This is a genomic window from Iodobacter ciconiae, assembly GCF_003952345.1.
GTDB lineage: Bacteria > Pseudomonadota > Gammaproteobacteria > Burkholderiales > Chitinibacteraceae > Iodobacter > Iodobacter ciconiae.
Genome location: NZ_CP034433.1, coordinates 1,250,575 through 1,272,923, shown reverse-complemented (window position 1 = coordinate 1,272,923; position 22,349 = coordinate 1,250,575). Strand labels below are relative to the sequence as shown.

The window sequence follows — 22,349 nt, the reverse complement described above, 5'->3', positions numbered from 1 at the left end:
ATGAGCTTTTCATGAATCTTTTGCCATTTTTTAAACTAATGGCGGAACGCAATGCTTCCGACCTGTTTCTGGCGGCTCAATCGCCCATCGTAATCAAAATTGACGGCCAATGTTACCCGGTCAACAACCAGATTCTGGCCCCCGAACATGTAAAGCAATTAGCCTATCAGTTGATGACACCGGAGCGGATTGCCGAGTTTGAAAATACTTTGGAAATGAACTTTGCCTACCCTGTTATAGGGGTGGGCAGTTTTCGTGTCAATATTTTCAAGGCTCGCGGGTCAGTTTCGATGGTGGCGCGGTATATCCGCAGTGATATTCCTTCCTTTGAAGAACTGCGTATTCCGCCTGTGCTCAAAGAATTGATTATGGAAAAGCACGGCATTATTTTGGTGGTAGGGGCGACAGGCTCAGGCAAGTCATCCACCATGGCAGCCATGCTGAACTACCGCAATGAAAACCATGCGGGCCATATTTTAACCATGGAAGACCCGATCGAGTTTTTACATAAACACAAAAAGTCACTGGTCAACCAGCGTGAAATCGGCATCGACACCAAGAGCTATCACGACGCCCTCAAAAACGCGATGCGTGAAGCGCCCAATGTGCTAATGATTGGTGAAATACGGGATCGCGAAACCATGACCCACGCTATGCAATATGCACAGGCAGGCCATTTGTGTATCTCTACCTTGCACGCGAATAATAGCTATCATTCGCTCTCCCGCATTGTTAACTTTTATCCGCAAGAATCACGCGAGGCCCTGCTTTACGATTTATCATCCTCGCTCAAAGCTATTGTGTCGCAGCGCCTGATCAAAAACAAAGAAGGCAAGCTGATTGCTGCCGTTGAGGTATTACTCAATACCCCGCGCATTGCAGAGCTGATCCGCGCCGGTGAGCTAAGCGATATCAAACAGGCCATGGAACAGAGCCTGTCCGAAGGCTCGCAGACTTTTGAGCAAGCCCTTTATAAGCTTTACCGCAACGATGAAATCGAGCTTGATGAAGCACTTAGAAGTGCTGATTCTGCGACCAATCTGTCATGGCTGGTCAATAATGCGCAACCACTGACCGAGCACCAGAATAATAAACCTAGTTGCAACCCTGACTCTGCACCCGATATGTCATTCGACATTTCATTGCACTAGCCCCTGCACTACCTGAGGAGCGATTTACAAAATCGCTCCTCCCCTCTTCATCTTTTATAAAACCCTCCGCTTCACAGGAAAGTAATCAGCAATGAAACTCTTCGGCATTTCCAATTGCGACACCGTTAAAAAAGCAAAAGCATGGCTTGGCGAGCAAAGCTACGATTTTGAATGGCATGATTATAAAAAATCAGGCATCAGCGCCAGTCAATTGGAACAATGGATTGCCCAGGTCAGCTGGGAAACACTAATCAACCGCCAAGGCACGACATGGCGTAAATTAGATGACGCCACCAAAGCATCGATCGACAATAAAGAGGCTGCAATCGCTTTAATGGTAATGCAAACCTCAATCATCAAGCGCCCGGTACTTGAGAACAATGGTACGATCACGGTCGGCTTCAAACCCGAAGTTTACGCATCCCTTTTTAGAGACTGAACGACAGCAATGAATGACCCCACGCTTGCCCTTACCCAACAATTATTACGCCAGGCATCCGTCACCCCCGATGATGCTAATTGCCAGAGTATGCTGGCCGCCCGCCTTTCTGCCATCGGCTTTCGTATTGAACATATGCGTTTTGAAGATGTGGATAATCTCTGGGCACGCTTTGGCAATAATGGCCCTGTTCTTGTTTTTGCAGGCCACACCGATGTAGTACCGACAGGACCGCTGGAGCGCTGGCACTCGGACCCGTTTGCACCCACTATCCGGGACGGCCATTTATTTGGTCGAGGATCTGCGGATATGAAAGCTTCCCTGGCGGCTTTTGTGACGGCAAGTGAGCAATTTTTGGCAAAAAACCCCGCACCCAAGGGCTCGATTGCCTTTCTGATTACATCCGATGAAGAAGGTCCTGCACATCACGGCACGGTTAAAGTGATTGAGGCGCTTAAAGCTCGCGGCGAGAAAATTGATTACTGCATTGTGGGTGAGCCCACTTCGGCCGAAGTATTTGGTGACACCATTAAAAATGGCCGTCGAGGCTCATTATCAGGTCATCTTATTGTGCATGGCATGCAAGGGCATATTGCCTATCCACACCTGGCTAAAAACCCCATCCACCTGCTCGCTCCTGCCCTGGCAGAATTAGCAAGTACGGTATGGGACACAGGAAATGAATACTTCCCGCCAACGACATGGCAGGTGTCTAACATCCATAGCGGCACGGGCGCAACCAATATTATTCCTGGCACCGTAGATGCGATGTTCAATTTCAGATTTAGCACGGCCAGCACAGCAGATTCGCTCAAAGCCACAGTACATGCCATTTTGGATAAACATCAGCTTGAATATGAAATTGATTGGGCACTCTCTGGCGAGCCTTTTCTGACCGACCATGGCCTGCTGATTGACGCCATGCGTGATGCGGTAAGCGAAGTTTGCGGACAAACCCCCATGCTCAATACCGTGGGCGGTACATCAGACGGGCGCTTTATTGCTAAATACTGCCCCGAAGTTGTTGAGTTTGGCCCTATTAATAAAACCATTCATAAACTCAATGAATGTGTGGCAATTGAAGATTTGCCTAAACTCTCTGCCATTTATGAAAAAGCCATGGAAAAATTAATTGCCTGATTAAAATAAGGGCAAAAACCTGCCCTTATTTATTCTGGTCACAATTAACCTGCCACAAAAAAAATCTGGATCGATCAATTCGGCTTCACCAGAGCAACCGCTTTAAGCAGCGACCGGCTGAGGTACCCAGCGAATAATTTGCGGCACGGAGCTCAACGCATCGGCCATGATCTGCCTGGCGCAGCTTGTGCACTCGCCGCAACAAGTAGACACCAAGGTTTGCTCTTGTAATTGAGCAAAGGTACACACCCCCCCAGCCACTGCTTTGTGAATGTCTTTGTCGGTAACACTACTGCAAATGCAAACATACATGGCAGACTTCTTATAATGATAGCTATTCTCATTATAATTGAAAATCGTAATTTACTAAATCCTAAATAACACCCATTCTCGAAAAGTCATTACCCCAGCCTTAAGCCTTGAGCTCTCGCTGCTAAACGCAAAAAAGCCACAACCTGGCTGTGGCTTTTTTGTAACCGCCTGATTAATCAGCCAGTGCTTCTTCCAGCACCTCGATAAAGCGCGCATTTTCTGCTGGCAAACCAACCGAAACACGCAGGGTGTTAGTCAGACCATAGGGAGCTAACGGGCGAATAATGACGCCTCGTTGCAGCATAAACAGATTAAGCGCTGCGGCATCGCCACAATGAAAGGCAATAAAATTAGCCTGGCTAGGAATAAAGCTCACACCCAGGCGCACAAAAGCTGCCGTTAATTGCGCCATACCTTCACTGTTTACGCGCAAGGTTTTTTTTAAGAACTCTTCGTCATCGAGCGCCGCTATAGCTGCCGCCTGCGCAAGGCTGTTTACATTAAAAGGCTGGCGTACACGATTAATAATGTCGGCAACTGCAGGCGAAGTCAGCGCCATGCCCACACGCAATCCAGCCAGACCAAAAGCCTTGGAGAAGGTGCGCACCACAATCAGATTCGGGAAATCTGTTAACCAGCTCATCGAATCAGGGCGTTTTTCCGGAGTAAAGAATTCGGTATAAGCCTCATCCAGTACCACCAGCACATTTTTTGGGCAGTTTTGTAAAAACTCAAACAAATCACCCGGTCTTGCCATTGTGCCGGTTGGGTTATTTGGATTGGCAATCCAAACCAGCTTAGTTGTCGGCACAATTGCCGCCAGCATGGCATCTAAATCGTGGCCGTAATCCAGCGCATTGACTTGAATACCTTGCGCACCTATCGCCTGTGTCACCAAAGGATAAACCGCAAAGGCATATTGTGAATAAACTGCCGAATCACCAGGACTTAAAAAAGCACGGGCAACAAGCTCTAATACATCGTTCGAGCCATTACCCAGAACAATTTGATCGCTGTTTACTTTGTATTTTTGCGCAATTTTTCTTTTTAAGTCAAAACCATTTCCGTCCGGATAACGGGCTAATTCAGCCAATTCTTTTTCAATAGCCGCTTTTGCTTTACTACCCATTCCCAGCGGATTTTCATTTGAAGCCAGTTTTACAATTTCGGCAGGATTTAATCCCATTTCACGCGCCAGTTCAAAAACCGGTTTACCCGGCTGATAAGGTGCAATCAAGCGAACATATTTTGGGGCTAGATCTTGCAAATTCATTTGAAAATCCTTTTGCTATCCGACAAATTGAGTATAAAAAACACCTACAAAGCAATTAATTAAGCTAAAACCTTAAAATAAACCAGCGATAAATACTTTCTATTAAATAACTAGGTTTTCCACCACATGCCTTCCATTACTCCGGGCTGGCTGGCCAGGATATTCAGTAAATCACGTGGATCGCTTGCAGATTGTAATTTACTGTATTCTGCTGCCGCTAAAAATCCCGCCGCCACCGTTTCTTCAAGAAATTTTGTGAGTGAATCATAATAATTACCCGTATTAAGTAGGCCAACCGGCTTACCATGCAAACCGACTTGCGACCAGGTCAGGATTTCAAACAACTCATCCAGCGTACCAAAACCGCCCGGCATAGCAATAAATCCCCCCGCCAGCTCAGCCATCTTTGCCTTACGGGTGTGCATCGAATCTACAATAATCAATTCACTACAGGCTTCCAAAGCCAGCTCCCGCACCACCATAAACTCCGGAATCACCCCGATAACCTTGCCACCAGCATCCAGACAAGCTGTGGCGACCTCCCCCATCAGCCCAACATGACCGCCACCATAGACTAAAGTAATCTCTCGCTCAGCCAGCACCGCCCCCAACTCCCGCGCTGCGGTGGTGAACTCAGGCTGAATGCCGTGCTTGGCACCACAAAAAACAGCTACTGATTTCATTTTTCCTTTCCCTTCAAAATAATTTCTGATTAACAAGCCACTGCAGCTCGTCTTGATAGAACACTAAACCTGAACCGCAGAGTAAAACGGGAACACAGAGCACACATACCCTCCATCAAACCTTGCTTTTCTCCGTAAAACTCCGTGTTCCCTATGGCTCAAGACTTGGGTTCAGCCACAAGAAACACCAGGCAAAACAATGCCGCCCCCTAAGAGCGGCATTGTTTTTTAGGCACGGGCAGATTTAAATCACTGCCACGGGGTAGGACCCCAGCACTTTTACAAAAGCAGCTACATCGGCAAGCTCGGCCAGCGCGGCCTGCAGCGGCGCGCCGCTGATATGCCCCTCTACATCCACAAAGAACACATATTCCCAGAGACCTGCGCGGCTAGGGCGGGATTCAAATTTATCCATCGAAACGCCGTTTCTGGCCAACGGCTCAACCAAGGTATGCAGCGCACCGGGGCGATTGGGGGCAGAGATCACCAGGGAGGTTTTATCCCGTCCGCTCGGGCCCACTTCCTGCATGCCCAGCACAAGGAAACGCGTGGTGTTGTTTGGCTCGTCTTCAATATTTTGCGCAAGGCTCAGTAGCGCATAGTTTTCTGCTGCTGCATCCCCGGCAATGGCCGCAGACAATTCATCCAGGCTAGCCAAACGCGCGGCTTCGGCATTACTAGAAACCGACACCCGCTGCACTTGGGCCGGCAGGTTTTTATTTAGCCATTCATGGCATTGCGAAAGACTTTGCGCGTGCGAGTAAACCCGTTGCAGGCCCGCCTTGCCTTCTACTTTGCGCAGCAAATGGTGATGAATACGCAGCACCACTTCGCCGCAAATTTTTAAGGGGGTATTCACCATCAAATCCAGCGTGCGGCCTACAGCACCTTCGGTAGAGTTTTCAACCGGGGCGACCACGTAATCAGCCGTTTTGGCTTCAACTGCACGAAAGGCTTCATCAATCGAGCAGCAAGCCATGGTATGCGCAGCATGGCCAAACTGCTTAATCGCGGCAGCCTGGCTGAATGTCCCTTCAGGCCCCAGATAGGCAATCGTCAACGGGCGCTCTAAGGCAAGGCAGGCCGACATAATTTCACGAAACAGCTTGGCCATTGTTTCACCACTTAAAGGCCCGCGATTTAAAGATTTAACCCTCGTTAAAACCTGAGCTTCGCGCTCCGGGCGATACACAATGCCACTGCCTTTAATCTCACCAATGGTGCGGGCATGGCTGGCGCGCTGGTTTAATAGCTGAACAATTTGTTCGTCAATGGCATCAATAGCATCACGATGTTGGCTTAGTTGTTCTTCACTCATTGATTTCTCGAATTTAAATAGACGGTGGGCTGCTCTGCACATAAAACACGAGCACAGCCCCCACTTGATACTGATAGATCAGGCGTCGCGAACGCGGGTTTTAACCCGCCCTACGAAGGCCAAACTTTCATACTATCTAGCCGTGACTTTTTGCAAAGGTGCACATGTATTCACACAGCACGCGCACGCCTTCAATCGGCATAGCGTTGTAAATAGAAGCACGCATGCCACCTACCGAGCGGTGACCTTTTAATTGCAATAGGCAGGCTGCTTTGGCGCCCGCCAGAAAATCATCGTCTAATTTTTCATTTTTTAAATTAAACGGCACATTCATGCGTGAGCGAAAAGGTTTATCTACCGGGCAGAGATAAAAACCATTTGATGATTCGATGGTTTCGTAGAGCAAAGAGGCTTTTTCGATATTCTTTTGCTCAATCGCCGCCAAGCCCCCCTGATTAAGCAGCCACTTAAATACCAGGCCCGCTACATAAATACCAAAGGTTGGCGGGGTGTTGTACATGGATTCGGCATCCGCATGCACACTGTAATCCATCATGGTGGGCGTATTACTGCGGGATTTACCCAGCAAATCTTCACGGACAATGGCAATACAGAGGCCTGACGGGCCGATATTTTTTTGTGCGCCTGCGTAAATCAAGCCAAATCTGGAGACATCAAGCGGACGGGACAAAATGGTTGATGACATATCGCAAATCAGTGGCACTTCGCTCTTCGGAATCTCTGAGAATTCAACACCACCAATGGTTTCATTGGCACAGTAGTGTAAAAGAGATGCTTCTTTGGAACGCTGCCATGTTGATTCAGCCGGTACATAACTGAAATTACGATCTTCGCTTGAAGCGATCACATTTACTTTGGCAAAGCGCTTCATTTCCTTGATGGCAATTTTGGACCAATGCCCGGTATTCACCACGTCAATCGTGCCATTTTCAGGCAATAAATTCAGCGGAATCATCGAGAAATGTAAATGTGCGCCACCTTGTAAAAACAGCACTTTATAATTCTTCGGGATATCCAGAAGTTTGCGCAGGTCGGCTTCTGCCTCATGAATAATCTGCGTAAATTCTTTGCCACGATGGCTCATTTCCATCACACACATGCCAGAGCCGTGCCAATCGGTCAGCTCTTGCTGCACCGTCAGCAATACTTCACGCGGCAAAACTGCAGGACCGGCAGAAAAATTATAAATCTGAGTCATGGCGTCTTTCCCTTAGGCAAGTAGAAAATGGGCGCGTGCAACCGCCACCGGCTTACTGCGCTCTTCCTGCCAGGCTGTCATCAGCACGTTAGCAACGCGCTTGCCCTGGCGGATAATTTCACACTGGGCGTAGAGCTCTACCGGGCGGCCAGTGCGTAAGTAATCAATCGAAAAATCAACAATTTTAGGTACACTTTGTGCTTCGGAAGCCCACATAACATGCAGAACTGCTGCAGTTTCCAGGAAGCCGCCAATCACACCACCATGCAGTGCTGGCAAAATGGTATTGCCAATATTATGTGTCTGAAAAGGCAAAAAGAACAAAGGCTGGCCATTTTCTTCGCGGCTTTGAATACCCAATAATTTGGCATAGGGCACTGCATCTACAGCCATGGCAAGAGAATCAAAACCAGTAATCGGCGGGCTCATGCGGCCACCTCGCGTGCGGAATTACGCATAAAAGTCCCCACGCTATAAGCAATCGGATCATTCACATCTTCCTGATAGGCCGTCGCACGGGTAAATGCAATCTGCGCAGTGAGTTTATAGCATTCCGCAGTGCAATAAATAGGAAAATCAGGCTTGGCAGGGCGAAGATAATCAAGGCGCAAATCCAAAGTGGCAATGGCTTCCAGCTCGGTCAGCATGGTGTAGATTGCACCCGCGCTGGTTGAATCCACCAGGGAAGTGACAACCCCGCCATGGATCACCCGCGTTGCGGGGTTGCCAATCAACTCGTCTTTAAAGGGCAGGCAAACGGTCATGCTGCCGTAATGCGCTTCGCCAAATTTAAAACCCAGCACCTGGCAGTGCGGCAAGGTTATAAACCAGTCTGAAATTTGCTTAAATAGTGCTGGTGATGCAACAGGCGCTGCACTCATGATCCAATTCCTCAGTTTGAAACGCTGCCGTGGCTTGCGTTTAAAATAAACACGGCGATGGGTGCTCCACACGCAACACTGGCCTGTCTTGCAGGCCAGTGTTGTTACGACAAAGAGAGCAGCTTACTCAGCCGCTGGCTCATCACCCTCAGCAAAGCCTTCAACAGAAGATGCATCACCCTCTGCCGCCACGACGGGTGCGGCAGGTACTTCACCTTCAGCAAGTAACTCCTCACCATCTAGCAATTCGTCGTCAGAATCTGTTTCGCACACTTTTTCCAAGCCTGACAAATGCTCGCCTTCATCCAGATTAATCAGGCGCACACCTTGAGCTGCACGGCCTGTTTCACGGATTTCGGCAACCTTGGTACGAATCAGCACACCACCCGTAGTGATCAGCATCACGTCATCGGAGTCTTCAACCAGCGTTGCCGCAACGAGCTTACCGTTACGATCACCAGTATCAATCGCAATCACGCCCTGCGTGCCACGGCTGGTCAGGCGGTAATCACCGACTGGTGTGCGCTTGCCATAACCGTTTTCGGTTGCAGCCAGCACCTGCTGATCGTCGCGCTCGGCCACCAGCAGAGAGATCACTTTCTGGCCTTCCTGCAGCATCATGCCGCGCACACCGGTTGCCGTACGGCCCATGGCCCGTACATCACCTTCGTGGAAGCGAACTGACTTGCCAGCGTCAGAGAACATCATGATCTGATCACCACCATGGGTCAGCTCAACACCAACCAGGTAGTCATCCATATCCAGACCGCAGGCAATAATGCCTTTCTTCATCGGACGCGAGAAATGCACCAGTGACGTTTTCTTCACCGTCCCCATCGCTGTGGCCATAAAGACAAACTGGTCTTCAGTGAATTCTTTTACCGGCAAAATGGCGCTGATTTTTTCGCCTTCCTGCAATGGCAAGAGGTTCACAATCGGCTTACCACGGCTATTACGGCCGCCCTGAGGCACATTGTAAACTTTCAGCCAGTACACACGGCCATGTGATGAGAAGCACAGCACATAATCATGGGTATTGGCCACAAACAGCTTATCGATGAAATCATCTTCTTTGGTTGCAGCGGCCTGCTTGCCACGGCCACCACGGCGTTGTGAACGATATTCATCTGCAGGTGTGGCTTTCATATAACCACTGTGCGTCAGTGTCACCACCATGTCTTGCGGGGTGATCAGGTCTTCCAGGCTGAGGTCTTCGCCATAGGCAATGATTTCAGACTTACGCACATCACCAAATACCGTTTTAACTTCATTAAGCTCGGTCACGATGATTTCGGAAACGCGCTCTTCACGCGCCAGAATATCAAGTAAATCGAGAATCTTTTCCATTACATCGCGATATTCGCTAACGATTTTGTCCTGCTCAAGGCCAGTCAGGCGCTGCAAACGCAGCTCCAGAATAGCCTGAGTCTGTACTTCAGACAAACGATAGCCATCAGCCAGGCTAAAGCCGAATTCCGCACCCAAACCATCGGGGCGCGAGGCGCTGACATCGGTACGGCTGAGCATATCTTCCACCAGCGCCGAGCGCCAGGTGCGGCTCATCAGGCTGACTTTGGCTTCTGCAGGTGTTGGCGCGGCTTTAATCAGAGCGATAATTTCATCGACATTGGATAAAGCAACCGCCAAGCCTTCCAGAATATGTCCACGCTCGCGTGCTTTACGCAGCTCAAACACGGTACGGCGGGTCACCACTTCACGGCGGTGACGCAGGAAGCATTCCAGCACTTGTTTGATATTCAATAAGCGCGGCTGACCATCGACCAGCGCCACCATATTGATACCAAAGCTGTCCTGCAGCTGGGTGTGTTTATAGAGATTATTAAGAATAACCTCAGCCACTTCGCTGCGTTTGAGCTCAATCACCACGCGCATACCGGATTTATCCGATTCATCACGGATTTCGGTAATGCCCTCGATGGTTTTTTCACGAACCAGCTCGGCGATACGCTCCAGAAGACGCGCTTTATTAACCTGATATGGCAGCTCATCGACGATGATGGCCTGCTTATCGCGGCTGACATCTTCAAAGTGCGTACGCGCCCGCATAATCACACGGCCACGGCCGGTGCGATAACCTTCACGCACGCCGTGAATACCATAAATAATGCCGGCAGTAGGGAAATCGGGCGCAGGAATGATGTCGATAATCTCATCAATCGTCAGCTCCGAATTAGCCAGTAAGGCTAAACAGGCATCAATCACTTCGGTGAGATTATGCGGCGGAATATTCGTTGCCATCCCGACTGCGATCCCCGACGAGCCATTAATCAGCAGATTGGGCACACGAGTAGGCAGAACAGTGGGTTCGAGTTCTTTTTCGTCGTAATTAGGCGTGAAATCGACAGTTTCTTTATCGATATCTGCCAGCAACTCGGAAGAGATTTTTTCTAAACGACATTCTGTATAACGATAGGCAGCAGCAGAATCGCCATCAATGGAACCAAAGTTACCTTGGCCATCAATAAGCGGATATCTCAGTGAGAAATCCTGCGCCATCCGCACGAGCGCCTCGTAGGCGGCGCTATCGCCGTGCGGATGATACTTACCGAGCACGTCACCAATCACGCGGGCACACTTCACATAGGAGCGATTCCAGACGTTATTGCTTTCATGCATTGCAAACAGAATGCGGCGGTGCACCGGCTTTAAGCCATCACGAACATCGGGCAAAGCGCGTCCTACAATTACACTCATCGCGTAATCGAGGTAGGAGCGTCGCATTTCCTCTTCGAGACTTACCGGGATTGTTTCTTTGGCAAAGTTTTCGAGCATCTTTAGATAGGGACCGGGGCGTCATATAATACGCACCACGCGTAAACTCTCACGGTGGTGCCGTTGCAATGCCACAACACTTTTGTTGTAACACGCGCGTTCGATCCCTAAGTGTACCACGAGGGCGGAGATGCTCCAATTGAGCTACCCTTAACAGGGCCTCCCCACAACAGAATCCCCCCCCGCGGCAAAAATTACAGCCTTACTATTTGCCGCAAGCATTATGAAACCATTAGAATGCAGCACGTGTATGGAAAAAAAGCCTTGACGTTCACTCGAGCGAGGCTTATCCAGAACCTACAAGCAATATAAATATCAGCTTGCTAAATGATTCTCTAGGAGATTAAAACTATGCTGTCGATCAAGCAATCCCTGACACGCCTTGCCGTTGTAACGGCTTTAAGTGCAATGAGCACTGCTGCATTTGCTGGCGTTGAAGCTTACACACAAAATGCAAATACCAGTGGTGGTGTTATTAAGAATGGTATCGGCGAATGCTGGCGCACAGGTACCTGGTCTAAAGAAGCCGCAACCGTTGAAGGTTGTGATGGCTACGAAAAGCCAGTTGCTAAAGCAGCTCCAGTTGTTGTGGCTCCAGCAGTTGTGGCTCCTGTAGTTGCTGCTCCGATGATCAACACCAAGCACTTCACACTGAAATCAGACGTTCTGTTTGACTTCAACAAAGCATCTTTGAAGCCAGCAGGTAAAGACGCTCTGGATAAGTTGTATGAAGAAGTTAAGATGATGGACCCTAAGGACGGTGAAGCGCACGTAATTGGCTACACAGACCGTATTGGTTCAGACAAGTACAACCAGCCACTGTCAGAAAAACGTGCTAAATCTGTAGCTGATTACCTTCTTTCCAAGGGCGCTCCAGAAGGCAAAGTTAAGTTTGAAGGCCGTGGTAAGGCTGAGCCAGTTACAGGCGACACTTGCGGTAAAGTTAAAAACCGCGCTAAGTTGATCGAATGTCTGGCACCAGATCGTCGTGTTGAAATCGACATCAAAGGCACAAAAGAAGTTGTGACTCCAGCTAAGAAGTAATTTACTGCTTTGCACAAAAAGCCCCGCCAGTGCGGGGCTTTTTTCTATTCACCAGGGAAAATTGATGCGCAAACTTGCTCTTATCATTTTAGTTACAGTGACAAGCCAGACCGCCTGGGCTGATGCGGCAGGCGATTTAAAAAATTACCTAACCAATACCCAGTCTTTGCAAGCCAGCTTTAGACAAACTGTCACCAGCCAGCAAGGCAAAGTACAACAAAGTAGCGGCACGCTTGCAATTCAAAGACCGGGTTTATTTCGCTGGATTTATCAAAAACCATTTGAGCAACTCATTATTGCCGACGGCAAGCAGATCTGGCTGTATGACCCCGACTTAAAGCAAGCCACGGTTAAAGACATGGGCAAAGCTTTGGAAAGCAGCCCTGCTGCACTTCTTGCAGGCAACAACCAATTTGAACGAAACTACAAACTACGTCCCCTAGCCAGTAGCGAGGGAGTTGATTGGCTGGAAGCCATTCCCAAACAAGCCGATCAGTCATTTGAAACTGTTAAACTCGGTTTTAGTCAGGGCCAGCTGACGCAAATGGAACTACACGATCACTTTGGGCAAACTACGCGGATTTACTTTAGCGCACTCAAAATCAACCCCAAACTTGATGCAAGCCAGTTCCGCTTTATTCCGCCCAAAGATGCTGATGTGATTCGTGAATAAGTGAATAACTATCCGGTTGAAAAACGCACAGAAATACCGTCGATTTAAAAGATAAAACGCAAAATAGCCGGGTTAAAACACGAAACCTCACAAAAAACTATCCAGGCATTGATTTTTTTGCATACACATCATTCAAACCTGGCTCTGCCTGGCATCAAACCAAAGCCATGCAATTCCCAACTTGCAATACGGATATCATCGTGAGTGATTTATTTGCAAAGCCCGGCCATATTCCGCTAGCCGAGCAACTGCGCCCCAAAACCATTGACGAAGTCGTGGGTCAGAGGCATTTACTCGCCCCCGGCAAGCCACTTGCCGCCGCAATTGCAGGCGGCAAGCTGCATTCCATGATTTTATGGGGCCCACCCGGCGTCGGCAAAACCACCCTCGCCCGCCTGCTCTCCAGCGCTTTTGATGTGGAATTTATTGCTCTTTCTGCGGTATTTTCCGGGGTAAAAGACATACGTTCTGCAATGGAAGAAGCAGAAAGACACCGCAGCATGGGCCAGCACACCCTGCTTTTTGTGGATGAAGTACACCGTTTCAATAAAGCACAGCAGGATGCTTTTTTACCCTTTGTTGAATCAGGACTTGTCACTTTTATTGGCGCAACCACCGAAAATCCCTCTTTCGAAGTAAATTCTGCGCTACTTTCCCGTGCCCAGGTTTACGTTTTAAATGCGTTATCAGAATCAGAGTTGACAGAGCTGCTGCAGCGTGCATGCCACAAGTGCCTGCCCGAGCTGACATTCGAGCCTTCTGCCATCGACACGCTCACAGGTTTTGCCGATGGTGATGCCAGGCGCCTGCTCAATCTGATTGAGCAATCAGCAACAGCAGCGCTCGCAGCCAGACGCACAGACATTGATGGTGCATTTTTAAACGAAACACTCACGCTCAATACCCGCCGCTTTGATAAAGGCGGCGACGCATTTTACGACCAGATTTCTGCCCTCCATAAATCGGTACGCGGATCCAACCCCGATGGCGCGCTCTACTGGCTGACCCGCATGCTTGATGGCGGCGCAGATGCCCGCTATTTATCCCGCCGCATTGTACGCATGGCATGGGAAGACATCGGCCTTGCCGACCCGCGAGCCATGCAGATTTGTAATGATGCCGCCAGCACTTTTGAGCGTTTAGGTAGCCCCGAGGGTGAACTCGCACTGGCGCAAGCCGTCATTTACCTCGCCATCGCCCCCAAATCCAATGCGGGTTATATAGCTTACAAAACAGCCAAAGCCTTTATCGCCAGTGACAAAAGCCGAGAAGTCCCGGTGCATTTACGCAATGCGCCCACCAAACTCATGAAAGAGCTGGGCTACGGTAAACGCTACCGCTACGCCCATGATGAGCCGGAAGCCTACGCAGCAGGTGAAAGCTATTTACCTGAAGGCCTGGAGGATTTGCACTTTTACGAGCCAACCCCGCGCGGGCTGGAAGGAAAAATTACCGAAAAACTACGCCACCTGGCCGAGCTGGATGCGGCGTGGCTAAAGCAAAATCAATAAACCAGCTCGTACAAAACCCAAGTCTTGAACCACTTCGTCCCCAGAGAACACGGAATTTCACGGAGAAAACCAAACCATTGCATCAAAATTACTAGAGCATTGATCCATAAAAAATTAGCTATTTCTCGGACACCCCTCCATTTTGGTTTTCTCCTTCTTCCTTGTTTTTGCCTCTCTCCGTGTTCTCTGTGTCTACAGATTTAAGGTTTAGATTTAATTTTATAGATTTGGCTTAAGATTTTAGGTTTTTAAGAGCTTGCCAGCCGTGTAAACTATCAGCCATTCACTGACACAAAAAGACGATAATTATGCTCGATATCAACTTACTCCGTACCGACCTGGAAAATGTGGCGGCACGTCTTGCCAGCCGCAAATTTATTCTTGATGTAAGTGCTTTTTCTGCACTGGAAAATGAACGAAAATCACTACAAACCCGCACCCAGGACTTACAAGCCAAGAAAAATGCCAGCTCCAAGCTAATTGGCCAGGCCAAAGCCAAGGGTGAAGAGGTATCGGCCATCATGGCAGAGGTCGCCAGCCTTGGGGACGAGCTCAAAGCAGCGGAAACTGCACTGGCGGCACTACAAGAAAAAATCAATGATATGCTGCTGTCTATGCCAAATCTGCCGCATGAATCCGTGCCGGTTGGTAAAGATGAAACTGAAAACGAAGAAGTCCTGCGCTGGGGAACTCCCCGCGTGTTTGATTTTGAAATCAAAGATCACGTTGATCTGGGCGGCCCGCTGGGCCTTGACTTTGAAACCGGTGCAAAATTATCCGGCGCACGCTTTACCACACTAAAGGGAGGCATTGCCCGCCTGCACCGCGCGCTCGCCCAATTTATGCTTAACACCCATACACTGGAGCATGGCTACGAAGAGGTTTACACCCCTTTTCTGGTCAGCGCTGCATGCATGGTAGGTACAGGGCAGTTACCAAAATTTGAAGAAGACCTGTTCAAAGTAAATCGCCCCGATGCCGAGCCACTCTACCTGATCCCTACCGCTGAAGTACCTGTCACTAACTTTGTACGCGACAGCATCGTAAAACTTGAAGATTTACCAATGAAATTCACCGCACATACTCCATGCTTCCGTTCCGAAGCAGGCGCTTATGGCCGCGATGTGCGTGGATTAATTCGTCAACATCAGTTTGAAAAAGTAGAGCTGGTACAAATTGTTCACCCGGATGAATCGCTCAACACACTGGAAATTCTGACGGGACACGCAGAAACTATCTTGCAAAAGCTCGAATTGCCTTACCGGAAAGTAAACCTCTGTACCGGTGATATGGGGTTTGGATCACAAAAAACTTACGATCTGGAAGTATGGTTACCTGCACAGAATACTTACCGCGAGATTTCAAGCTGCTCCAGCATGGGTGCTTTCCAGGCTCGCCGCATGCAGGCCCGCTTCAAGAATGAACAGGGCAAGAACGAGCTTGTTCACACTCTGAATGGCTCGGGCCTCGCCGTAGGCCGTACCCTGGTTGCCGTATTAGAAAACTATCAGAATGCAGATGGCAGTATCACCATACCTGCCGTACTACGCCCTTATATGGGGGGGTTGGAAATATTAAAATAAGACAGTGCCAGACCAAAAAGGCAGCTGTATTTGATACAGCTGCCTTTTTTTATTAGGGTCTGTTGACGTTTCAAGCTAAAGTCATGCAATGATGGATGCAAACCCGCAGAATTCAGGTTCCTACACCATTTCCCCTGCAGGTTTGCGATGCCCCGATTAATGCTCAGTAACGAGCTTTGGTCGAAGCTAGAAAAGATTCTGCTTCAACACACCATTTACAACAAGCCTGATTTACGAATTACCGTCGAAGGAATGTTTTACCGCATGCGCGTTGGCTGCCCGTGGCGGGATTTACCCAGCGCCTTTGGTGAATGGAATTCAGTCTATAAACGCTTTAATGCTTGGTCTGTAGCTGGGAAATGGCTCAATATTTTCAAAGCCTTACTGATCGACCCCGATTTTGAATGGGTATTCATTGATGGTAGCTATGCCAAGGCGCATCAACACAGCGCCGGGGCGGCCAGCGATCAATCTGAAGCGATTGGCAAAAGCCGTGCAGGGAACACCAGCAAAATTCATTTGGCGGTAGATGCTTATGGTTTGCCGATTGCCTTCGAAATTACCGGAGGCGAGATTAATGATTGTACTGCCGCCCCAGAGCTGATTGCCCAACTGCCTTCAGCCGAAGTGATCATCGCAGATAAGGGGTACGATAGTGAGTACCTTCGAGGACTGATTTCTGCGCAGGGTGCGCGATCAGTGATTCCCAGAAAACGTAATTCAATCAAAGGGAATGTGGATCTAGATCGTGGGCTGTATTGCTATCGACATTTGGTCGAGAATGCTTTTGCGCGATTGAAGCATTACCGCGCAGTGGCATTCCGATATGACAAGTTGAAGCGAAATTATGAAAGTGTCATAGCCATGGCGTGCGCATTTTTATGGCTACCGATGTGAAACGTCAACAGACCCTAGCTATCTTACAAAAAAACACTAAATCACTCTAACTTCAATTGAAGACTTTATTAGCTATAACTCCATCAATCGCAATCATGTGATGGATTCATACCAAATATGCCCATTTCAATTTTACAGCAGCAGAAAAATGGTTGTATTTATTTATAACTTTGAATTTCCCCCGTTACCTGCTCGCTGCACATTCAGCCTTCTCATTCTTGCCTATGTACTTTCACGGGCACTCCATACCCAATGCGGTGCTAATCATCTCATCCAGCACTACCCCAGATCTCCTTCTCCTATAAACTACAGCACCACCTCATAATCTGGCTAAGCTATGCGCCCTGTTAATGCCATTCGAGCGTCTTATGCTGCTGATAAAGCGGCCTTACACCAACGCTTTGATACACCAAGCGAAGCCCTGCCGCTGCTGGGCGAGCTGACACAGCTGACAGACCACACCTTAAGCGAGCTATGGGGTAGGCATCAGTTTATTGATGAAGTGCTACTAGTTGCCGTTGGGGGCTACGGGCGAGGCGAGCTGTTTCCTTATTCCGATGTCGATTTATTGATTTTATTGCCCGATCTGCCTTCGACTGCTCTTTTGGAAAAGCTGGAAGTCTTTGTGGGGGAACTTTGGGATATTGGCCTGGAAGTAGGCCATTCGGTACGCACCACCGCCGATTGCATGCACGAGGCTGAAAAAGATATCACAGTACAAACGGCTATTTTGGAAGCGCGACTTTTAGTCGGCAGCCTTGAGCGCTTTAACGAATTTTATGCCACCGTACACCGTTATATCGATACCAAGGAATTCTTTGAAGCCAAATTACTAGAGCAGCAGGCGCGGTATGGCCGCTTTCAAAACGCCACTTATAATCTTGAGCCCAATATTAAAGAAGCGCCGGGTGGCTTACGCGATTTACATTTAATTGGCTGGATTGCCGCCAGCCAGGGTTTAGGCCGCGACTGGCATGCTTTGGCACAGCTTAAAATGCTGACCGATGAAGAAATCATTAAATTAGAAAATGCCGAGCGGGTATTACGCGCCTATCGTATTCAATTGCACTGGCGGGCCAAACGCCGTGAAGATCGTATTCTTTTTGATTACCAGCACACGCTCGCCAGCGATTTTAAATTTGAAGACAGCGAAAAAGGCTCGATACGCCTCAGAGCCAGCGAAGCGCTGATGGCCACCTATTACCGCTCTGCCCGTATTATCAGCCAGCTTGCGCCTTTATTATTAGAAGCCCTGAAAGCGCGTATTTTTTCGCAGGTTGGCATTGAGATTCGCCCGATTAATGAATTCTTTCAATTACGTGGCTCGTCGATTGAAATCACCGCCCCCGATGTATTTCAGCGCCAGCCTTCCGCCATCTTAGAACTATTCTGGCAATTAGAGCGTTTACGAGACTCCAGAGACATCAGCCCCGCAACACTCAGGGCACTCTGGCATGCCAGATCCAGCATTGATGACAATTTCCGTCGCAATTTTGTTAACCAGCAATTATTTATTAATATTTTCCGCGAGCCGCGTGGCCTCACCCGCGTATTACGCCGGATGAATCAATACGGCGTATTAGGCCGCTTTATTCCGGAATTCGGGCAAATTGTAGGCCGCATGCAGCATGATTTATTTCATGTTTATACCGTGGATGAACATACCCTGATGGTATTACGTAATGTGCGGCGCTTTGCCGTAAATGCCTTTACCCACGAATACCCGATGTGTTCCCGGTTATTAGCCGAATTCGAGCGGCCCGAAGTTTTATATCTGGCAGCACTCTTTCACGATATTGGTAAAGGACGTGGCGGTGATCATTCTTTATTAGGCAAAGAGATCGCGGCCAAATGGTGTGCGAGCATGCCATTGCCTGGCGAAGATGCCCAGCTGATTACCTGGCTGGTAGAGCATCACCTCACAATGTCGGCTGTGGCGCAAAAGCAGGATGTGTATGATCCTGAAACTATTCAAGCCTTTGCCAGCTGGGTGGGAGATCAGCGCAAACTTACCGCCATTTACCTGCTGACCGTCGCCGATATTCGCGGCACCAGCCCCAAGGTATGGAATGCGTGGAAAGCCAAGCTGCTTGAAGATCTGTTTAAAGCCACTCAGCGCCTATTAAGCAGCCAGAATACCAGCACACGATCCTTGCTTGAAGAGCGCCAAGACGAAGCTTTACGGCTCATTCGCCTGCATGGCTTGCGCCAGGAAGCACATGAAGAATTCTGGAAAGTGCTTGATACTGTGTATTTCCTGCGCCACGATGCCAAAGAAATTGCCTGGCATACACGCATGCTGTTTTCCCGCACCAGCACAAACAAGCCCATTGTGTGCGCGCGGCTTTCAGAATCCGGTGAAGGCCTGCAAGTAATGGTGTATAGCGTAGATAAAAATGATTTATTTGCGCAAATCTGCAGTTTTTTTGAGCGTGCGGGCTATACCATTTTTGATGCACATATCCATACCACACAGCACAATTACGCACTGGATAGTTTTTATGTTTATATCCCCGATAATCGCGTTGATAATTATCGGGATTTAATTGCCTATATTGAATTTGAACTTGGTCAGCAATTAGAAAAAGAACAACCACTACCCTCCGTGCGAAAATCACGGATCTCCCGCCAGTTAAAGCATTTTCCAATCCAGCCCCATGTCATGATTCGTGCAGATGAGCGTGGAAAATATCATGTTTTATCCATTGCTGCGGGCGATAGAACAGGTTTATTGTCAACAATTGCCAGAGTACTGGCCAAAAATCGTATCGAAATCCAGTCTGCAAAAATTATGACTTTGGGTGAGCGGGCAGAAGATAATTTTCTAATCAGCGGGGAATTACTTAAAGATCAACATGCTTCCCGCGTACTGGAGGCCGAACTATTACACGCTATCCATGAGCATTAAATAGACAAACCTTCAGGCTTGCAAAGATAAATGACTAAACATATTAGCCTGTAATTAGCGCAGCCTTCCAGCCTCATAGTAATTGTGAATCAAATACTCATTACATCTTAAATAATTATTTAATCTGGATAAATTTCATCAGCCAAAATAAACTATTTTTAATAGAGGGCATTATATTAGAGGCTGCGCAGCCATAGCACTTACTTAAAAATTTGTTCATTTTTTCAAAAAAACTGTAAAGCCTTACAGCGTAACCAGGCTATAGCTACTCTCTAAAAGTAAGAAATCTGAGCAGAGCGGAGCTAATGTAAAGAAATGACAAAACAGGTAAATAAATGCATAGAGAAATAAAGTAAGTTCGGTCTAGACTGACTAATCAAATAAAATAAAGCGGTGTATTTACCTCAATGGCATGAAAAAATATTCTTTATTCAATAGCCTTGTACTAGCCCTGCTGATCCATCTCGTTTTTTTGCTCTTTTATCATGCAAAAGAACCAGTGCTTCAAACGCCGCGTCCTGCGATGCAGATTTTTCTGGAAGCACTCCGGCCCAAAGTAATTCCAACTCCAAACAGATCACCTCCCGCAGTAAATCCGTCAATAAAAAAACGAGTACCAAGCACCACGGCTAAGCCGCGGCAAACGGCACGGCAGAGCTTAAATGCCCTTCATGCCAAAGAGGCCACAAATAGCACCCGAGATAAAACACTCCCAGGTCCCAAACTCGATCTATCCATCCCCAAAGATGTAATTAATCCAGAACCAGAATCACCCCCCAAGATCGCCGGACTAAAACCACCAACTAAAACACCGCGTAGTGAGCTAGCCAAATCACTGGATAAAGCCAACAGGCCCGATTGCAAAAAGGCTTACTCAGGATTGGGGCTGCTCGCAGTGGTACCCTTAATTGCAGATGCCGTGAACAATAGCGGCTGCCAGTGGTAGAGGCTTACATTTATTTAAATTAAATACATAAAAAGCAAACCGATAAACATGCATCTGACTTACCTCTGTTTTGTGTTTAGTTACACCTCTTGATGCATTGGCTGACTTGGCTAATCCAGTTTTAAAAACATATCGGTATCAAAACCCCGATAAACCGGAACCTGTCACTTATTTTGCCTCAGCAGCAGATGCCCCATCATGCTTTTTGCGTGTTTTTTCAGTGCTTTGATAGGCAATATAGTAGCGACTTACTGCTGAAACATAATCCACCATACCTTTGCTAACTGACTTTAAAGCCACTTTTTCTACATTACCCAGCCAGCGATTACGGTCCAGCCCCTGTGCCGCCGCCTGATTGCGTAACTGCTGCACACGCCCTTCTCCCGCATTGTATGCGGCAATCATAAAATACAGCTGATCCTCATCATTGATGCCCGGGTTATTAAAGAAATTACGCAAATATTTCAAATAACGAGCTGCAGCCGTCACATTACCTTCTGCATCATGAGGATTATTCACCCCCATATTGCGGGCAGTACTGGGGTTAATCTGCATAATGCCGGTTGGTCCTTTTTTTCGCACCACCGAGTTCAAACCTGATTCTTTCTGGCCAATTGCAGCAAGCAGCAACCAATCCAGATTATTTGCTGCTGCCACAATCTGAAACACAGGAGCAAAAAAGGCCAGCTTATCTAAAGACCCCAGCTCTCCCCCCGTACTTTGCACTTTGCCACTTGCATCTAAAAAACGCCGCGTAGCTACAACAGCTCGCTCGGCAATGCCGGTTTTATCTGCGAAGCGATTCAGAGTCTCCAGTAAAGCACTGTCTTCCTTACGAACCGCCCACGCCAGCGGAACTTTATCCTCGATACAGCTATGGCTTTTAAGCTTTGTGAATGTTTTATTCCATAAACCGAGCACAAAACTACTAGCCATTGTTGTTTTCTCTGCCTCCTTATTTATCTGCGCCAGCAACATTTCACTACCGACACCGGGCGCTGCATTTTCAACTTCAAACTCTGGATTCCCCGCTTTGCGTCTTGCCTCATTAAAATCCCCCAGTAAGCGATGGGCGTAACTGCTGGAAGGAATCGTGAGGCTATGGCCCTCTTCTGCAGCTGAAACCGTACACCAGCGATCTTGCAAATAAGGCGTAGAAAACGCCACTAATTGCTTTGCCCCTTCGGTTACCGGCATCAAGCCTGCTGCAATATCTCCTCGCCCAGCCCTGAGCGCAGGAATAAGCTCACCTGCATCCAGTGGAATAAATTGTATTCGCAGCGGTGGCTGCGCCTTGGCTCGCCCCTGGTTCAAAAATTTTTCAAACTCGGCCAGCATGGTGTATTCCACACCATACGGACGGCCATTTTTTATAAAAAATGTAGATGGCCCCAGAGCCACCAGAACCCTGAGCCTTTCAGGCGGGCGTTCGGAATCAAAATCAACACCCGCAGCCGCAAGCTGAGAGGGCTTTTTTAACGCCGGATGTGTACTTTTTACGCTCGCGACCGGTTTTGCCCATATCGGGCCAATCAAACACAGGCAGAGCATCAAGAATCGTATCATTCGCGGTTTTCC

Annotated in this window: 19 protein-coding genes; 10 read left to right on the top strand and 9 right to left on the bottom strand. The window is 48.3% G+C overall.

Annotation, left to right across the window (positions count from 1 at the left end; translation table 11 throughout):
- Window positions 1–11: 11 nt before the first annotated feature.
- The 3 genes from EJO50_RS05605 to dapE all read left to right on the top strand — a co-directional run bounded on the left by EJO50_RS05605 (window position 12) and on the right by dapE (window position 2,730).
- Complete coding sequence (locus tag EJO50_RS05605; RefSeq protein WP_125972266.1) at window positions 12–1,151, top strand: PilT/PilU family type 4a pilus ATPase; 1,140 nt, start codon at window positions 12–14, stop codon at window positions 1,149–1,151.
- A 91-nt stretch (window positions 1,152–1,242) separates the two neighbouring features.
- Window positions 1,243–1,590 carry an ArsC family reductase gene (locus tag EJO50_RS05600; RefSeq protein ID WP_125972264.1) on the top strand — a complete coding sequence of 116 codons (348 nt, stop codon included), beginning with the start codon at window positions 1,243–1,245 and terminating at the stop codon, window positions 1,588–1,590.
- A 9-nt stretch (window positions 1,591–1,599) separates the two neighbouring features.
- Window positions 1,600–2,730, top strand: a complete 1,131-nt coding sequence (gene dapE / locus EJO50_RS05595; protein WP_125972262.1) for a succinyl-diaminopimelate desuccinylase — start codon at window positions 1,600–1,602, stop codon at window positions 2,728–2,730.
- A gap of 102 nt (window positions 2,731–2,832) precedes the next feature.
- On the opposite strand, the gene EJO50_RS05590 is transcribed toward dapE, so the two are convergent.
- The 8 genes from EJO50_RS05590 to gyrA form a co-directional block, all read right to left on the bottom strand.
- Window positions 2,833–3,042, bottom strand: a complete 210-nt coding sequence (locus EJO50_RS05590; protein ID WP_125972260.1) for a (2Fe-2S)-binding protein — start codon at window positions 3,040–3,042, stop codon at window positions 2,833–2,835.
- 172 nt (window positions 3,043–3,214) lie between these two features.
- Complete coding sequence (gene hisC / locus EJO50_RS05585; RefSeq protein WP_125972258.1) at window positions 3,215–4,315, bottom strand: histidinol-phosphate transaminase; 1,101 nt, start codon at window positions 4,313–4,315, stop codon at window positions 3,215–3,217.
- Between the two features lie 110 nt (window positions 4,316–4,425).
- Entirely contained in the window at window positions 4,426–4,998 is a 573-nt protein-coding gene (locus tag EJO50_RS05580; protein WP_125972256.1) for an LOG family protein, read from the bottom strand.
- 244 nt (window positions 4,999–5,242) lie between these two features.
- Window positions 5,243–6,316 (bottom strand): prephenate dehydratase, encoded by a 1,074-nt coding sequence (gene pheA / locus EJO50_RS05575; protein WP_125972254.1) that lies wholly within the window; start codon window positions 6,314–6,316, stop codon window positions 5,243–5,245.
- Window positions 6,317–6,452: 136 nt separating this feature from the next.
- Entirely contained in the window at window positions 6,453–7,535 is a 1,083-nt protein-coding gene (gene serC, locus EJO50_RS05570; RefSeq protein WP_125972252.1) for a 3-phosphoserine/phosphohydroxythreonine transaminase, read from the bottom strand.
- A 12-nt stretch (window positions 7,536–7,547) separates the two neighbouring features.
- Entirely contained in the window at window positions 7,548–7,964 is a 417-nt protein-coding gene (locus EJO50_RS05565; RefSeq protein WP_125972250.1) for a PaaI family thioesterase, read from the bottom strand.
- Window positions 7,961–8,416, bottom strand: coding sequence for a PaaI family thioesterase (locus tag EJO50_RS05560; RefSeq protein ID WP_125972248.1), 456 nt, complete (start codon window positions 8,414–8,416; stop codon window positions 7,961–7,963). Before EJO50_RS05560 ends, EJO50_RS05565 begins: the two co-directional genes overlap by 4 nt.
- A 123-nt stretch (window positions 8,417–8,539) precedes the next feature.
- The gene (gene gyrA, locus EJO50_RS05555; protein ID WP_373280524.1) at window positions 8,540–11,158 is read right to left on the bottom strand and encodes a DNA gyrase subunit A; all 2,619 of its coding nucleotides are present in this window, start codon (window positions 11,156–11,158) and stop codon (window positions 8,540–8,542) included.
- Between the two features lie 402 nt (window positions 11,159–11,560).
- Here gyrA and EJO50_RS05550 point away from each other — a divergent pair, with 402 nt between their 5' ends.
- The 7 genes from EJO50_RS05550 to EJO50_RS05520 all read left to right on the top strand — a co-directional run bounded on the left by EJO50_RS05550 (window position 11,561) and on the right by EJO50_RS05520 (window position 20,771).
- Complete coding sequence (locus tag EJO50_RS05550) at window positions 11,561–12,253, top strand: OmpA family protein (protein WP_125972244.1); 693 nt, start codon at window positions 11,561–11,563, stop codon at window positions 12,251–12,253.
- 64 nt (window positions 12,254–12,317) lie between these two features.
- A complete protein-coding gene (lolA, locus tag EJO50_RS05545) occupies window positions 12,318–12,926 on the top strand; it encodes an outer membrane lipoprotein periplasmic chaperone LolA (protein ID WP_125972242.1) in 609 nt (202 codons plus the stop codon).
- Between the two features lie 200 nt (window positions 12,927–13,126).
- Window positions 13,127–14,437 (top strand): replication-associated recombination protein A, encoded by a 1,311-nt coding sequence (locus EJO50_RS05540; protein ID WP_125972240.1) that lies wholly within the window; start codon window positions 13,127–13,129, stop codon window positions 14,435–14,437.
- Between the two features lie 308 nt (window positions 14,438–14,745).
- Window positions 14,746–16,020 (top strand): serine--tRNA ligase, encoded by a 1,275-nt coding sequence (gene serS, locus EJO50_RS05535; protein ID WP_125972238.1) that lies wholly within the window; start codon window positions 14,746–14,748, stop codon window positions 16,018–16,020.
- 147 nt (window positions 16,021–16,167) lie between these two features.
- On the top strand, window positions 16,168–16,917 hold the full coding sequence (locus EJO50_RS05530; protein ID WP_125971449.1) for an IS5 family transposase: 750 nt from the start codon (window positions 16,168–16,170) through the stop codon (window positions 16,915–16,917).
- Between the two features lie 337 nt (window positions 16,918–17,254).
- Complete coding sequence (locus EJO50_RS05525) at window positions 17,255–19,825, top strand: [protein-PII] uridylyltransferase (RefSeq protein ID WP_125972237.1); 2,571 nt, start codon at window positions 17,255–17,257, stop codon at window positions 19,823–19,825.
- Between the two features lie 412 nt (window positions 19,826–20,237).
- Window positions 20,238–20,771: a hypothetical protein gene (locus tag EJO50_RS05520; protein WP_125972235.1), complete on the top strand. Its 534-nt coding sequence runs from the start codon at window positions 20,238–20,240 to the stop codon at window positions 20,769–20,771.
- Between the two features lie 168 nt (window positions 20,772–20,939).
- Here EJO50_RS05520 and EJO50_RS05515 read toward each other — a convergent pair whose 3' ends face one another.
- Window positions 20,940–22,337: an MltF family protein gene (locus EJO50_RS05515; RefSeq protein WP_125972233.1), complete on the bottom strand. Its 1,398-nt coding sequence runs from the start codon at window positions 22,335–22,337 to the stop codon at window positions 20,940–20,942.
- Window positions 22,338–22,349: the final 12 nt, after the last annotated feature.

Excerpts from the sequence above, each read along its gene's own strand:
- EJO50_RS05580 (WP_125972256.1), bottom strand. The coding sequence starts at position 4,998 with ATGAAATCAGTAGCTGTTTTTTGTGGTGCCAAGCACGGCATTCAGCCT.
- EJO50_RS05565 (WP_125972250.1), bottom strand. The coding sequence starts at position 7,964 with ATGAGCCCGCCGATTACTGGTTTTGATTCTCTTGCCATGGCTGTAGAT.
- dapE (WP_125972262.1), top strand. The coding sequence starts at position 1,600 with ATGAATGACCCCACGCTTGCCCTTACCCAACAATTATTACGCCAGGCA.
- serC (WP_125972252.1), bottom strand. The coding sequence starts at position 7,535 with ATGACTCAGATTTATAATTTTTCTGCCGGTCCTGCAGTTTTGCCGCGT.
- pheA (WP_125972254.1), bottom strand. The coding sequence starts at position 6,316 with ATGAGTGAAGAACAACTAAGCCAACATCGTGATGCTATTGATGCCATT.
- EJO50_RS05525 (WP_125972237.1), top strand. The coding sequence starts at position 17,255 with ATGCGCCCTGTTAATGCCATTCGAGCGTCTTATGCTGCTGATAAAGCG.
- EJO50_RS05600 (WP_125972264.1), top strand. The coding sequence starts at position 1,243 with ATGAAACTCTTCGGCATTTCCAATTGCGACACCGTTAAAAAAGCAAAA.
- EJO50_RS05515 (WP_125972233.1), bottom strand. The coding sequence starts at position 22,337 with ATGATACGATTCTTGATGCTCTGCCTGTGTTTGATTGGCCCGATATGG.
- serS (WP_125972238.1), top strand. The coding sequence starts at position 14,746 with ATGCTCGATATCAACTTACTCCGTACCGACCTGGAAAATGTGGCGGCA.
- EJO50_RS05590 (WP_125972260.1), bottom strand. The coding sequence starts at position 3,042 with ATGTATGTTTGCATTTGCAGTAGTGTTACCGACAAAGACATTCACAAA.
- EJO50_RS05605 (WP_125972266.1), top strand. The coding sequence starts at position 12 with ATGAATCTTTTGCCATTTTTTAAACTAATGGCGGAACGCAATGCTTCC.
- EJO50_RS05560 (WP_125972248.1), bottom strand. The coding sequence starts at position 8,416 with ATGAGTGCAGCGCCTGTTGCATCACCAGCACTATTTAAGCAAATTTCA.
- EJO50_RS05520 (WP_125972235.1), top strand. The coding sequence starts at position 20,238 with ATGAAAAAATATTCTTTATTCAATAGCCTTGTACTAGCCCTGCTGATC.
- gyrA (WP_373280524.1), bottom strand. The coding sequence starts at position 11,158 with ATGCGACGCTCCTACCTCGATTACGCGATGAGTGTAATTGTAGGACGC.
- EJO50_RS05550 (WP_125972244.1), top strand. The coding sequence starts at position 11,561 with ATGCTGTCGATCAAGCAATCCCTGACACGCCTTGCCGTTGTAACGGCT.
- lolA (WP_125972242.1), top strand. The coding sequence starts at position 12,318 with ATGCGCAAACTTGCTCTTATCATTTTAGTTACAGTGACAAGCCAGACC.
- EJO50_RS05530 (WP_125971449.1), top strand. The coding sequence starts at position 16,168 with ATGCCCCGATTAATGCTCAGTAACGAGCTTTGGTCGAAGCTAGAAAAG.
- hisC (WP_125972258.1), bottom strand. The coding sequence starts at position 4,315 with ATGAATTTGCAAGATCTAGCCCCAAAATATGTTCGCTTGATTGCACCT.